Source organism: Bacillus sp. FF-1, from assembly GCF_028548245.1.
In the GTDB taxonomy this organism is placed as follows: Bacteria; Bacillota; Bacilli; order Bacillales; family Bacillaceae_G; genus Bacillus_A; species Bacillus_A paranthracis.
Map to the genome: position 1 here is coordinate 182,672 of NZ_JAQQGG010000004.1, position 13,562 is coordinate 196,233.

The following is a 13,562-nucleotide window of genomic DNA, read 5'->3' on the forward strand; positions in this document are numbered from 1 at the left end:
TGGATTTAGTCTAAAAGTTTTTCTTTTTGTTTAATAAATTCTGCATCTGTAATGATTTTTTTATCTTTTAAAATCGCTAATTTTTCAATTTCATCTGCGACAAACATGTTGTTAGGAAGAGGGGAAATATTTGTCTGTTCCTGACTGTCATTCATATATTCTTGGATGATTGAATCTATTATCTGTGGTTGCATAATTTTGGATTCGATTTTTTGATAATATGCTGGAGTGTGTATTGCAAGCTTTATATTTTCTAGAGCCTGTGTAAGGTGTCGGGTGTCCTTTAATTGGGAAGAAAACATTTCTTCTAAAACCCCTTGACGGATAGGCGCCCAAATGAAAAATATAATTATTAGTATAAGAGAACTAATTCCTAAAAAATAGCCTATTGCTTGAGAACTAGTAATCAATGTTTTATTAGTAGGATTATTCATCCATTGGTTGAAGGCTGTCCAAGCAGGAATGATAAATAGTAAAGCTAATCCACCATAGGTTGAAAGGATGGATGCCCATCCTTTTTTCTCGAGTTGATCAATACGATTATGAAAAATGTCTATTAAAAAGTCTAATGTTTTTTCATCTGTTTCTGGTTTACCAGTTAATATGTTGTTTTGAGTTAAAAAAGATTTGATTATTAAACTAATGGATTCATTCCAATAAGGGCTTTTAACTTCTATCTTATATTTTTTATAAGCCTGATTTTGGGCAGGTATCATCACTGTTTTTTTGAAAAGTTGAAAAAATGTCAAGACAATTAAACAATATATAGTAAGGTGTACAAAAGGGTTATATAAAATAGTTTTATTATTATTTGTCGAAAATACAGCGTAAAGATATAATCCTATAAAAATTAAAGAAATAATGGCGAAAATAGATTTGAAAATTTTATATTTTAAAGAAATAGGTTTATATATTAAATTCCAGCTAGTTAGTTTATTTTTATAAAAGTCTAGTAATTGATTTTCAATCAAAGTTAATCATTCTCCTGTTCAAATTGTGTATTTTTAAAGGTAGTATATCATAATAATAAGAGTAATTGGCAATATTTAGAATATATTAGTAAAATAGTGTTAAAATGTTATTTGATTATTAATGGATCAGATAGGGTGAACTAATTCATTATAAGAACATTTGGTATTAGGGGATTCCCATTTTTTATAAATAGACTACTAGTTTAGACAAATTACCACAATGCTTATAAAAGAAAAAATTAAAATCAGTTACTCTTCAGACTAGCGTTGATACTTTGGATGATGTGATTTGTGAATATAAAAGGGAAATTGATTATATTTATGTTCCTATTCATAAGAATTTATAATGGGAGGAACCATATGGACAAGCATCTACCAAAAATAGACGATATTAAGCACCGAGTAAAGGAATTGATCATAATTTATATAGAGAAGTTATTCCTCAAAAGAGCACAATTCTAAAACAAGAATTGTGCTCTTTATTTCAGTTCATTATTAGTATCAATTTAATCAAAATTTATTCGATATTTACAAAAACTTATGTGTTTTCTCATCTTCTCTATATAACTAAATCGATAAATAGTTCGATTTTAAATTAGGTAACAACGATTTCATTTGGAGTAATCGCAATTTTAAGTCCAAACAAGGCGCCAGTAATAGCAAGTGTCGAAAAATCATGTGAATCCACAGTTTCACACATGTTATATTTAAAAATTGTATGAACTTTAAATGTTTTAGAAATAGAATACGAAAAACATATGGGGAAAAGATTAAAGTTCCGTGAGAGAAGAACTTTTTCTTTGACCATATGTTTTTTCATTTTCCTTATAGAATCCTTATAATTGTCGTTTATTCTAGAATTACAATATACGAGGAGGAAGTTTAGGATGAATGAGATTATGTTAGAAACAAAATATCTTTGTAAAACATTTAGAAAGCAAAGTGTGGTAAAAAACATTTCGCTTTCTGTACCGAAATATTCAATCTATGGATTGTTAGGTCCTAATGGAGCGGGGAAATCGACCACTTTAAAAATGATAACAGGCATGCTTACACCTACTTCTGGTGAGATTTACTTTGATGGTCATAAATGGACGCGGCACGATCTACATTCTATTGGTGCTTTAATTGAGTCTCCTCCGCTTTATGAAAATTTAACAGCAAGAGAAAACCTGCAGGTTCGTACGACTGTTTTAGGTTTGCCTAAATCAAGGATTGATGAAGTATTGCATGTTGTGGAGCTAGAGAATACAGAAAAGAAAAAAGCAAAGGATTTTTCTATGGGGATGAAACAACGATTGGGAATTGCGATTGCATTGCTGAACCATCCGAAGTTTTTAATATTAGACGAGCCGATGAATGGACTGGATCCTTTTGGAATTCAGGAATTAAGAAAACTCATTCTATCCTTTCCTGGAAAAGGAATTACGGTCATTTTATCGAGTCATATTTTAAGCGAAGTAAGTCAAATTGCAGATCATGTTGGGATTATATCAGGTGGTGTATTGGGGTATCAGGGGAAATTGAATAAGAATGATGACTTGGAAGATTTATTTGTACAAGTGGCTGGAAAGTATAGAAGGGAGGCATAAGAAATGAATCTATATATTGCATCTGAAAAAATTAAAATTAGACATACTTTTTTGAATAAACTTATATGGCTAGTTCCATTTGCTACAATACTAATTGCCTTTTTATTATCGGCGGATTATTTTCAATTATCTAGTTACAACTGGTGGTACATTACGATGCTTCCGGGAATGGTTTCTTTAAGTTGTGTACTTCTTGCGGAGAAAGATAAAAAAATGAATAATCGTTCCATCTTATCGTTACCAGTTTCATTAAAGCGAGTATGGATTTCTAAAGTATTACTAATTTTAGGGATTTTGAGTTTTTCATGCATACTGTTTTTCTGTGAAATCGAGTTATCTAGTTTACTAGTAAATAAAGAGAATTTCCGAATCATTTCTACGGTAAATGCACTATTAGGAAGCGTTCTTTTAATCGTTACTTTTATGTGGCAAATTCCAATCTGCTTGTTTTTAGGTAACAAAATAGGTCTATTTCCGACGCTTCTGTTGAATGTAGGGGCAAATGGAATTTTTGGAGTTGTATTGGCAACAAAAAATATTTGGATGATTAGTCCATACACATATCCAAGTAGACTGATGATCCCTATTTTAAAAATACTACCAAATGGTTTGTATGCAGAAACCGGAAGTGTAACGTTTAAACCAGAACTACTTTCCTACGATGCAATTTTGCCAGGCATAGTAATTTCTGTTGTGTTGTTCCTGTTATTCACTTATGTGACGGCAAAGTGGTTTGAAAAGCAGGAGGCAAAATAATATGGTGGTTTTGTCGAGGATATTAAGAGCTGATTTTATAAAAATGAAACACACGATTTTTTTCGGGATACATGTAGCGATGCCAATCATCGGTATTGCTCTTTTTTTAAGTTATTATTCCTTTTCAAAATTTGATTCTATAAATAAAGTTTCAGGCTATATACAAGTATTATCGATATCTTTTCCGTTGCTAATTAGCATAGTGAGTTCTTCTGTCGTGGAACAGGAAGCTTTGGCAGGAAATTTTAAAGAACTTTTATCAACGGAATACGGAAGACGTAAAGCGTTAATTAGTAAAGTATGTTTACTTTTAATATGTGGGTTTTGTTCCACTATGTTGGCAGTTTTTGGATTTGCTACAGGTTTTCATTTTCTGTTAGGACAAAATGAAATTCCATTTGCTTTGTATGTTGAAATTTCCTTCATTCTTTTTAGTTGTCAAATCTTTATGTATATATGGCATCTGTTCTTAAATTTTCGCTTTAGTAAAGGTGCTTCCATTGGGATTGGAATTATAGACAGCTTGCTGGTAGCTTTAATGCTTACAGGGATGGGGGATGTGATTTGGAAATGCATTCCATGTGCATGGGGCGCGAGATTATGCAATTATTTTTTGGGATACAAATTAAGTCCTAGTTCTATTCGTGTCTTACCAGTAGAAGCAGCAACTGGAGCAGTGATTTGTGTTTGTTTCACGATCATTGCATTTGTTATTTCTCTTATGTGGTTTTCCTTTTATGAAGGACGCAAAGAAATGTAAGTATAATTGTATTATAATGGAAGAGTGGGGAGGGATTCTATATGGCAAGAATATTAGCAATTGATGATGAAGACGGCATCCTTTACATTATAAAAAGTGCTTTAGAGAAAGAAGGTCATGAGGTAACAGCCGTTAGTAATCCTCTTACTATACCAAAGGAAAAATTTTGTCATTTTGATTTAATTCTATTAGATGTCATGATGCCAGAAATAGATGGATTTACACTTTGTAAGGAAATACGGGATTTGGTCGATAGTCCAATTGTGTTTCTAACGGCCAAAACAATGGAGAAGGACCTGATCACAGGGCTTAGTCTCGGTGGAGATGACTATATTACAAAACCTTTTGGGATTGGAGAACTACGTGCGAGGGTGTCCGCACATGTAAGGCGTGAGCATAGAGAAAAGCAAAATGCATTTTTCCTGTCAGGTCTTACATTTCATCTGTCATGTAAAGAAATATGGCATGACGATACATCTATCGCATTTACGAAAAGTGAGTATGGAATTTGCGAATATTTAGCTTTGAATCATGGACAAGTATTTTCAAGAGAAAAGATTTATGAAAATGTTTTTGGTTATGAGGGAGAAAGTGATAACCAAGTAATTGTGGAACATATTAAAAATATCCGTCATAAATTATCTAAGTATGGCATGAATCCAATAGAAACAGTATGGGGAATTGGTTATAAATGGAGAAAGTGAAAAAGCAAGTCAACCTTAGTAAGATTTTAATACAGTATATTTTTGCATTTTCAATAGGGACGATTGCTTTAGTGACTTTTTTTATGATTCTATTCCAAGTTGGAGTTAACGCAGAAATAATCTTACCAGCAAATTATTATGAAAAACAGATTGAGTCGCAAAGAGATGCTATAGTTAAAGTAGAGCAGGACGATGATCAAATTCTAAAGCAATATAAATATGTTGTGTATGATTTTTCTGGAAACGTTATTCAAGGGAGTATTAATAAAGATTATGCGGGACAAATATGGAATAACATACATAAGGATGAAAAAGGTGACAGTACGTACTACTATGCAGTTATAGAACGTGATAAAGATATTTGTGTCATTCTATATACGCTACATGCTACTTTTAAAACCCCTTTTTTGCAGAAGTATTTACCGAGTCCGGAAGTTTGTGAAATTGTTCTTTTTATTCTATTATTTGTTGCCGAAGTGATATTTCTATCTCGCTCTTTTGGTAAATCATTGTCAAAGGAAATGCTGATTTTGAGAAAGGTAACAGATAAAATTCAAAAGGAAGATTTAGATTTTCAAGTGGAACAATCTAAAATAAAAGAAGTGAATGAAGTATTAACTTCTTTAGTAAAAATGAAAGATGAATTAAATCATTCATTACGTACACAGTGGAATATGGAAACAAATAGAAGAGAGCAGATTGTTGCTTTGGCACATGATATTAAAACGCCATTAACGATATTGAGAGGGAATGCAGAGCTATTAAATGAATCAATGCTAGATTCAAATCAGAAGAAATGTAATGAGCATATTTTGAAAAGTATTGATGAGATGGAAATATATATGAAATCTTTACTCGATATTACGAAATGTGAGGAAGGCGCTTCACTTCAATTCAAGCGAACAGATCTCCGCGACTTTATTGGTAATATTATAGAAGAAAGTGCAATTTGTGTTTTAGGCAAACAGTTAAATCTAATTGAAAATGTTCAGGACATACCAAATTATATTCCTATTGACGAGACCGCTTTGAAAAGAGCAATTATGAATATAATGATGAATGCAATTGAATATTCTCCAACAAAGGGTGACTTGATGTTCTCAGTGGAAATGATTAGTGAAAAACTGCAATTTATTGTAGAGGACTCGGGAAGAGGGTTTACAGAAGAGGAAATGCATTCAGCTACAGAGCAGTTTTATAGGGGAGATAAAAGTAGAAACTCCAAAGATCATCATGGAATGGGGTTATACATTGCTAAAAGCTTTGCAAAGCAACACGGTGGAAACCTTTACTTAAGTAATTCGGAAAAGCTGCACGGTGCAAAAGTTGTTTTGGAAATATCAGCGTAGTAGAGAAGGAGCTTACGTTAGAAGAAAAATATGCACGTTTAGAAGCGGAGCGAAACCTACTAAAAGCTGAAAATGAGTTATTAAAAAAGATCAAATATAAACTAGAGATAACCTCAACCTATTTGTAATTTATATGTACGTTCTTAATTTGTTTGTAAGGAAAGAGGTTTTTAATTTACAGACTTATCGGATTTATGTAAAGTGTAGATAAAACCATAAAATGGGGTGTTCTTTATGTGTACTAGTTTGACATTAGAGACAAAAAACGGTCAGCATCTTTTTGCAAGAACGATGGACTTCACATTAGATATGAATCAAGAAGTAATAATTATTCCTCGACATTACCAGTGGAATAATATAACTGGTGAAATCATTAATACGAAACATGCTACGGTCGGAATGGGAATTAATCATCAAGGAAGGATCATTATGGCGGACGGAGTAAATGAAGCAGGTATGACATGTGCAACACTCTATTTTCCAGGATTCGCTACTTATAGTCAAAGCATAGATGAAAATAAAACGAATTTAGCTCCATTTGATTTTGTAGCTTGGAGTCTTACACAATTCAATTCTGTCAAAGAGTTAAAGAAATCTGTAGATAGCCTTACCTTTTTGGATATACCATTACCGGATTTAGGACTTACGCCACCGCTACATTGGATCTTAGCCGATAAATGGGGAGATTGCATTGTACTGGAGCCGACAAATGAAGGATTAAAGATGTATGATAACCCACTAGGAGTGATGACGAATAGTCCGGAGTTTAATTGGCATTTGCAAAATTTAAGACAATATATTGGCCTTAAATCGCAGCCATTCGCGCCAACAGAATGGAGTAATTTACCATTAAGTGCTTTTGGCCAGGGCTCAGGCTCAATGGGACTTCCAGGGGATTTCACCCCGCCATCGAGGTTTGTGCGGGCAGCATATGGCAAACAAAACATTCAAGGTATAGATAGTGAAGAAGAGGGAGTATCCGCCCTTTTTCATATCTTATCAAATTGCGAGGTACCTAAAGGCGGAGTAATAACAGAAGAAGGGGCATTAGATAATACCATATATACAAGCGTAATGTGTATGGAGTCCGGAACATATTATTATCATACTTACGATTGTAGACAAATTATAGCTGTTCATTTATTTCATGAAAATTTAGATACAGATGAGATTAAAGCCTATCCGTTCCAACGAAAACAAAAAATATTTTATGAAAACTAAGTAGCTTTGAAACAATGTTTGGTGCATTTTTGAATATATATAATAGAGCAATAATGGTTTATATCATTCTTGGGTGCTTCTTTAACTTTGGGATTTATCATAAATCTACTCCTTTCTTCAATGACTCCAACGAGTAGAATTTTGCTGCTAGGAGCATTAGCTAAGGAGCAGTGAAGGTGGAATTTATTTATAAATAGTAAAGAACCAAAAAGGTGTGGAAAATATCCATACCTTTTTGGTTCTTCTATTATCTATGTATAAAAAAGCGCTGTATATCAGCACTTTTTAAAAGTACATGAGTTGTATAAGAAAAACTTATATATTACCTATAACTATACAAGGTCTAATATAGATTCTTATTTGATTAATTGTTATAAGAGCCTATACGCTTATTTATTTTTATTATTATTAATTTTTTCCGTATATAGCACCTGCTCTTTATAATGCTTCTTAATTGGGAAATTATGTGTACCAGAGCCGTTTTTGAAATTTTTATTGATAGGGTTTTTTAGCGGGATTGTTGTAGTTTCGGTAAATTCATATGGGTAGTTTATTTTAGATTTATCTTCAAACATGAAAATGCCTCCTTTTAGGATTTCCTGAATTCTTTACTATAACATGATATGCATATAGATTTTTTTTGGACTAGTTATTTATAGAGGTTAATGGAATTTAATTACGAAACTACTGAAATATTTTAAAGGAAAATAATTTGTGAAATATATGATATTGATTTTTGTTATTTGTTTTGGGAGGTGTTTTTGCATATATATTCGTTATAAATTGTTTTTATAATATGATTCATATAGGTTTTTCCTGATAATATAATGCGGAATATTATAGTGTTATTATGTTATTAGGAACATTTAATGCTGTTTCATAACTGAAAGGGAATTGAAAAAAAACTGAAACTTTTCTCATAAAAATTCAATCTAACTTGAAAAATGAAAGGAAAATGAAATTTTCCAAAAGATATTCTTTGTTAAGATAAAAAGCATACATAAATAAAGTGTTGACATATCTTAAAAATGTATTTTCAAGATATAGTGGGGGAAAAGATGAGAATAGAAAAACAATTAATAAAAAAGATGTATTATGAAACATTCCTAATGGAGAATGTAACAAAACCACCTCTTGACGTACTTGGAGAAGCTTATGTAAACGAAGAAAAAAATGAGATTTCTGATGGATCTTATATTCGTTTTGCGCAAGGTGAATTTTATTATCAGCATCAAGATTTTGAAGCAGCTATTTTTAAATGGGAGAAGGTTAGTAATGAATTAGCACCATGGGCACAAAAAAATATTGCGGATGCTTATTTCGAACTGAATCAATTAGCAGTTGCTGAAAATGTTTATACTTCCATTGCTACTGATAATATAATATTGATGACAGAAATTAGATTACAATTACTTTCTCTTTACATAGAGCAAAATAATTTTGAAGCAGCTTTCGCTGTTATTAAAGAAGCGGTTTCTTTAAATCCGGATTATCCGAATGTCACAAAAATTGCCCGTTCCTTTTATGAGGAACAACAAGATTTTGATAGTGCAGTAGAGCTTGCTGTGAATGAGTTAATTCGAATAGAATCTTATCCTTGGTTTGAGGTGTTAAAAGGATATATCGATAAAGGATTTACTAAACATATTTCACCAGATTATTTTTATGATGCATTAGTTACATTAAATAATGTAGATCAAGTACAATTTACGCAAATGGTTTCATCACTTTGGAACAGTTATAAAAATGAACAAAATTACTTATTGTGGCTTAACACAATAAATGAATTTTTCTTACATATTGAAATAGAGTCGTCCGATATATGGGACAAAATTTCTTCTCTTTACGAAGAAACATACTTTGCATTAATTCAAGGGCAATATATGCTTAAACAATTACACGATATCATTCCAAGTCTTTTAACAAATTGGTTAAAAGTAGTCAATCCGTCTTATGCTGTATTTCCATCAGCAGCTGTATTGGCATGGGATGAGATTTTTCCATCTAAAATAGATTCAGGCGATATACAACATGCGGAAAAGCTACTGTTATATTCTATGAATCATGTGAATGGTTTAGAGTACAGTCTACATCTTTTTGAATCTATTACACAGTGGGCACAAAAGAACAATATAGAAATAGGTCAACGATTTAGATGGTTAGTTGACGAACTTGCAGATTTAAGAACAAATCGTATTTTAGTAACAGGAACTTCAGGGAACGGAAAAACTACATTTATCAACTCTATATTAGGAGAAAATCTATTAGAAAAATCAATTTCAAATGTAGTAGTTTTAAAAAATGATGCTCATACAGAAATTAACGCCATAACAGATGCTGCAATTACAACAACGGAAGATATCTCTGATTATCATAATATGATGTCTCAACACCATCAAACGTATAGGGATAGAGCATGTGTTGAATTTAAATTACCATGCAAATTTTTAAGTGAAAATAAACTTACATTTGTAGTTACACCTGGCTTTAATAGGAATAACGACACTAGGGATGAGGTATTTGAATATCTAAATTCCGTGGATGAATTATTGTTTGTATTGAATGCGGATTCACCTTTTACTGATAAAGAGCGTGATATTCTATTAAGCATTCAAGAACATACACCAAATTTACAAGTGCATTTCTTATTAAATAAAATCGATAACATTTATAGTGAAGCAGAAGTGAAAAGAGTATTACATGATACGGCAGCGAGAATAAACACATATTTCCCGCATGCGAGGATTTTCCCTTATTCTTCGTTATATACGAGTAATCAACAATTGAATGAGTTAACTGAGTTTATTCATTTTAACTTTAATTATAAAAATATTGATGCAGAACGTACTGAAAAGCTATTGTTCTTCATCCGAAAAACAATTACATATCTTTTAGCTAAACGCGTTGAGAAAGAAAACAATCTAGTGGATGCGATTAAGTGGAATGAAGATATGCTAGTGAAACTAAACGGTAGCATGAATAACCTTACTGCATTTGAGAGGGAAAAAATTCATTTCATTACAGAGTCATATCGTACAATGAAAAAGGAAATTACGAATGATCTTACTGAAAATATACCGAAGGTATTACAGAGTTGTTCTGATTTAATAAGTGAAGAAAGCGATTTCGGTCACATGGATACGCAACTAAATAAAGCAATGAATGAAAGAGTGCATAAATATTTAGAACAAACGGTATTACCTCATCTTGCTCTTTCTATGCAAAATTGGATTGCAACTTCTCATAATGAGCTCCTTCAAAGTCAATCGTACTTAGAAGAACTTAGTGAAGGACTTAATTCTTTATTTGGAGAAAATCGAATACAGTTAGAATGTGACTTTAAAGTGCTGGATGACTGGCGCAGAGATACTGACAGAATGACGACTAGAATACAAATGGATGAAGTAAATATTTTACGTCGATTTACGCCAGCACAATTTTTACTGAAAAGTGCGGGTAAATTATTTGGAGTTCTTCCTAAAAATAAAACTATGTTATATAACAAATACAAACAGTATGTAGAAAATGAAGATTATACTGAGGTAACGGATTCTATTATGAAGAAATTTTTCTTGCAATTTGAGCTATTCGAAAACACACAAGAGCGAGATATTCATATCTTCTTTAGGAATCCATTTAACTCCTTGAAACAAGCTGTAGAAAATATGCAATTAGAAATACAAGAAAAACAAGAGATGTTACATAAAATGAAATCAAATCCTGAAGTTTATCATGATTCTATCATGCTCTTTGAATTGAGATTACGTCAATGTGAAGTAATTTTACATATGGGTGATGATCATACTTATACAGATGTAATTTTAGAAACAAGTGCAGAATAAAAGTAAAATATTTAAGATTTTTTATGTGAAATTGCATCACATGTTATAAGAGAGTAAAAGGGAGCAACTGTAATGAGTTGCTCCCTTTGCATATTCACATTATTTTTCAGTTTCTTTAATTTTAGTTTGTACTTCGCCAGTTTTAATTTTATTACTTTCTGAGAAACGTAGTAAATCTCCTTCAATAATTTTGTCAGACATTCGTAATTCATTTTGTGCACGGTTAATGAGTGCTTGAGCTTCTTTTTTTGGTAAATCTACAATTTCACCTGTTATGCGGTCATAGAAAGTGTTGTTTTTGTATGCATATTTGTCTGTAATGAAGCTACCATCACGTAAAACAACAAAACCGGTATATTCATCTGAAAACATATCATGACCAAAACGAATATCGTTCGTAGTATCAATCCCTAATAAATTGAGAATAGTAGGTTTCATATCGATTTGTCCCGTAGGCTTTGAAATCGTTTGACCTTCTGTTTGTCCAGGGACATGAATATATAAAGGTGTACGTTGTAAATTTAAAGTATCAAATTCTGTTATTTGATCTTTTTCTAAAAACTGTGCCATTGCACGATTATGTTTTTCAGAAATGCCATAATGATCACCGTATAATACAATAATAGAATCATCATACATTCCCTCGGCTTTTAAACGCTCAATAAATTTTTTAATTGATTCGTCTAAGTAACGTGCTGTTACGATATAACGATCAAATACGCCATTACCAGAGTTATATGGTTCAATGAATTTTGTATCTTCATCATACGTAAATGGATAATGGTTCGTTAAAGTAAGGAAACGAGCATAAAATGGTTGATCAACAGTTTTTAATATATCTACTGATTGATCAAAGTATTCGATATCTTTTAATCCCCAATTTAAATTTGTTTCGGGCGTAATTTTGTAATCAAGTTCATTATAGTAACGGTCATAACCGAGAGCAGAGTACATGATATTACGATTCCAAAATGTTGCGTTATTCGCATGGAATACAGAAGTGAAATAACCTTGCTGACGTAAAATTTCTGGAGTCGCAGTATAATCATTGTTACCGTGTGTGAAGAATACAGCTCCTCGATTTAATGGATATAACGACGTATCAATTAGAAATTCAGAATCGGATGTTTTTCCTTGCCCAGTTTGGTGGAAAAAGTTATCAAAGTAATAGCTTTCATTTATGAATTCATTCAAAAATGGTGTAACTTCTTGTCCGTTAACTGTTGCGCCTATTAAAAAGGTTTGTAAGGATTCAAGAGTAACAACAATTACGTTTTTTCCTTTCGCTACACCAAACATGTTAGGATTCGGCTCACTTTCGTTTGCCTTCACGTAGTTTTCTGTTTCTTGTAATTTACTACTATCAGCAAGTGCCTTTTGTGATCCTGCTTTTACTTGTAGTGTTAAATCATATACTTGATGCGTGTATAGTCCTAAATTTTTAACAAGCATGACTCGGTCGAAAGATCTCGTTAGTAATTCAGGTCGCTCTTTTTCTGCAAGATGTAGATTTGCAAAAAATACACCAATCGTTAAGAGAAAATATAACAAGCGTGTCGAATGAGTTACGCGCCCCGTTTGGAAGACTAGTGCCTTCTTCTTTAATAAAATAAAGAAGAAAATAATGTCTGCGAATGCGAGTATAATTTTGTAGTTCAATATTTCTATAATACTACCGCCTAATTGGCCAAAGTTTGATGTTTGTCCAAGTACTGGTAACGTAACGAAATCACTATAAAAATCATAGAACATTACATTCCCAACAAGTACAATTGTTAATAAGAAATTAATACATAGCGCGATATAATTTCGCTTTTCACCGGTTGCAAATAATGCGAATCCGACAAAAGCTAATGAAGCAGCGAGAGGGCTAATAAACAAAATAAGCTCTTGTGTAGAAGATTCAATTTTTAAATCAAAACTGAATCTTGTAATAAGATATGTTTTTAACCATACTGCTAAAGCAATTATTAAAACAAAGCTTATATTTTGCATTTGTAAATTGATTTTATTTTTCATTTTTACTCCTTCTTTATATAATTTATTTAACTTGTGTTATATATTATATTTTTATAACTATTAGAGTGTAATGAATCAATTAGCTAATGGTTTCTAAAGGTAAAAAAATAAAGTATTCACATACGTACAATGGAGAATTTTCAAGCGTAAATCTATTTTTTAGAACAGAGCAGAAAAAGTCATAGTTGTAGTAAAAAATACTTATAGACATCCTAACATATTAAACACTATGGTGATGTTACAAAATATCGAACAAATGAAGGTGGAACTGAATAGAGGCTTGTAAAACTATTGACATTCAATTTGTTAGAATTGAATGTCAATAGTTATATATACACGTTTATATTA

General features: G+C 31.8%; 10 protein-coding genes. 7 read left to right on the forward strand and 3 right to left on the reverse strand.

What is annotated here, in order from left to right:
- Positions 1-5: 5 nt before the first annotated feature.
- Positions 6-971, reverse strand: coding sequence for an SHOCT domain-containing protein (locus PQF83_RS16175; protein ID WP_000572124.1), 966 nt, complete (start codon positions 969-971; stop codon positions 6-8).
- An 887-nt stretch (positions 972-1,858) separates the two neighbouring features.
- On the opposite strand from PQF83_RS16175, the gene PQF83_RS16180 reads away from it, so the two are divergent.
- The 6 genes from PQF83_RS16180 to PQF83_RS16205 all read left to right on the forward strand — a co-directional run bounded on the left by PQF83_RS16180 (position 1,859) and on the right by PQF83_RS16205 (position 7,353).
- The gene (locus tag PQF83_RS16180) at positions 1,859-2,563 is read left to right on the forward strand and encodes a lantibiotic protection ABC transporter ATP-binding protein (protein WP_001002806.1); all 705 of its coding nucleotides are present in this window, start codon (positions 1,859-1,861) and stop codon (positions 2,561-2,563) included.
- A gap of 3 nt (positions 2,564-2,566) precedes the next feature.
- Positions 2,567-3,319 (forward strand): lantibiotic immunity ABC transporter MutE/EpiE family permease subunit, encoded by a 753-nt coding sequence (locus PQF83_RS16185; RefSeq protein WP_001055396.1) that lies wholly within the window; start codon positions 2,567-2,569, stop codon positions 3,317-3,319.
- A gap of 1 nt (position 3,320) precedes the next feature.
- Entirely contained in the window at positions 3,321-4,079 is a 759-nt protein-coding gene (locus tag PQF83_RS16190) for a lantibiotic immunity ABC transporter MutG family permease subunit (protein ID WP_000261155.1), read from the forward strand.
- A 41-nt stretch (positions 4,080-4,120) separates the two neighbouring features.
- Positions 4,121-4,783 (forward strand): response regulator transcription factor, encoded by a 663-nt coding sequence (locus PQF83_RS16195; RefSeq protein WP_000101079.1) that lies wholly within the window; start codon positions 4,121-4,123, stop codon positions 4,781-4,783.
- Positions 4,771-6,132, forward strand: a complete 1,362-nt coding sequence (locus PQF83_RS16200; protein WP_000416689.1) for a sensor histidine kinase — start codon at positions 4,771-4,773, stop codon at positions 6,130-6,132. Before PQF83_RS16195 ends, PQF83_RS16200 begins: the two co-directional genes overlap by 13 nt.
- 234 nt (positions 6,133-6,366) lie before the next feature.
- Positions 6,367-7,353: a choloylglycine hydrolase family protein gene (locus tag PQF83_RS16205; RefSeq protein ID WP_000337580.1), complete on the forward strand. Its 987-nt coding sequence runs from the start codon at positions 6,367-6,369 to the stop codon at positions 7,351-7,353.
- A 389-nt stretch (positions 7,354-7,742) separates the two neighbouring features.
- Here PQF83_RS16205 and PQF83_RS16210 read toward each other — a convergent pair whose 3' ends face one another.
- Positions 7,743-7,928, reverse strand: coding sequence for a hypothetical protein (locus tag PQF83_RS16210; protein ID WP_000461127.1), 186 nt, complete (start codon positions 7,926-7,928; stop codon positions 7,743-7,745).
- Between the two features lie 453 nt (positions 7,929-8,381).
- On the opposite strand from PQF83_RS16210, the gene PQF83_RS16215 reads away from it, so the two are divergent.
- The gene (locus tag PQF83_RS16215; protein ID WP_001998064.1) at positions 8,382-11,195 is read left to right on the forward strand and encodes a dynamin family protein; all 2,814 of its coding nucleotides are present in this window, start codon (positions 8,382-8,384) and stop codon (positions 11,193-11,195) included.
- 99 nt (positions 11,196-11,294) lie between these two features.
- On the opposite strand, the gene PQF83_RS16220 is transcribed toward PQF83_RS16215, so the two are convergent.
- Positions 11,295-13,214, reverse strand: coding sequence for an LTA synthase family protein (locus tag PQF83_RS16220; protein ID WP_000791046.1), 1,920 nt, complete (start codon positions 13,212-13,214; stop codon positions 11,295-11,297).
- Positions 13,215-13,562 lie beyond the last annotated feature (348 nt).

Bases quoted from the DNA above. Each gene is read 5' to 3' on its own strand.
- PQF83_RS16215 (WP_001998064.1), top strand. From the start codon at position 8,382: ATGTATTTTCAAGATATAGTGGGGGAAAAGATGAGAATAGAAAAACAA.
- PQF83_RS16190 (WP_000261155.1), top strand. From the start codon at position 3,321: ATGGTGGTTTTGTCGAGGATATTAAGAGCTGATTTTATAAAAATGAAA.
- PQF83_RS16220 (WP_000791046.1), bottom strand. From the start codon at position 13,214: ATGAAAAATAAAATCAATTTACAAATGCAAAATATAAGCTTTGTTTTA.
- PQF83_RS16200 (WP_000416689.1), top strand. From the start codon at position 4,771: ATGGAGAAAGTGAAAAAGCAAGTCAACCTTAGTAAGATTTTAATACAG.
- PQF83_RS16185 (WP_001055396.1), top strand. From the start codon at position 2,567: ATGAATCTATATATTGCATCTGAAAAAATTAAAATTAGACATACTTTT.
- PQF83_RS16195 (WP_000101079.1), top strand. From the start codon at position 4,121: ATGGCAAGAATATTAGCAATTGATGATGAAGACGGCATCCTTTACATT.
- PQF83_RS16210 (WP_000461127.1), bottom strand. From the start codon at position 7,928: ATGTTTGAAGATAAATCTAAAATAAACTACCCATATGAATTTACCGAA.
- PQF83_RS16180 (WP_001002806.1), top strand. From the start codon at position 1,859: ATGAATGAGATTATGTTAGAAACAAAATATCTTTGTAAAACATTTAGA.
- PQF83_RS16205 (WP_000337580.1), top strand. From the start codon at position 6,367: ATGTGTACTAGTTTGACATTAGAGACAAAAAACGGTCAGCATCTTTTT.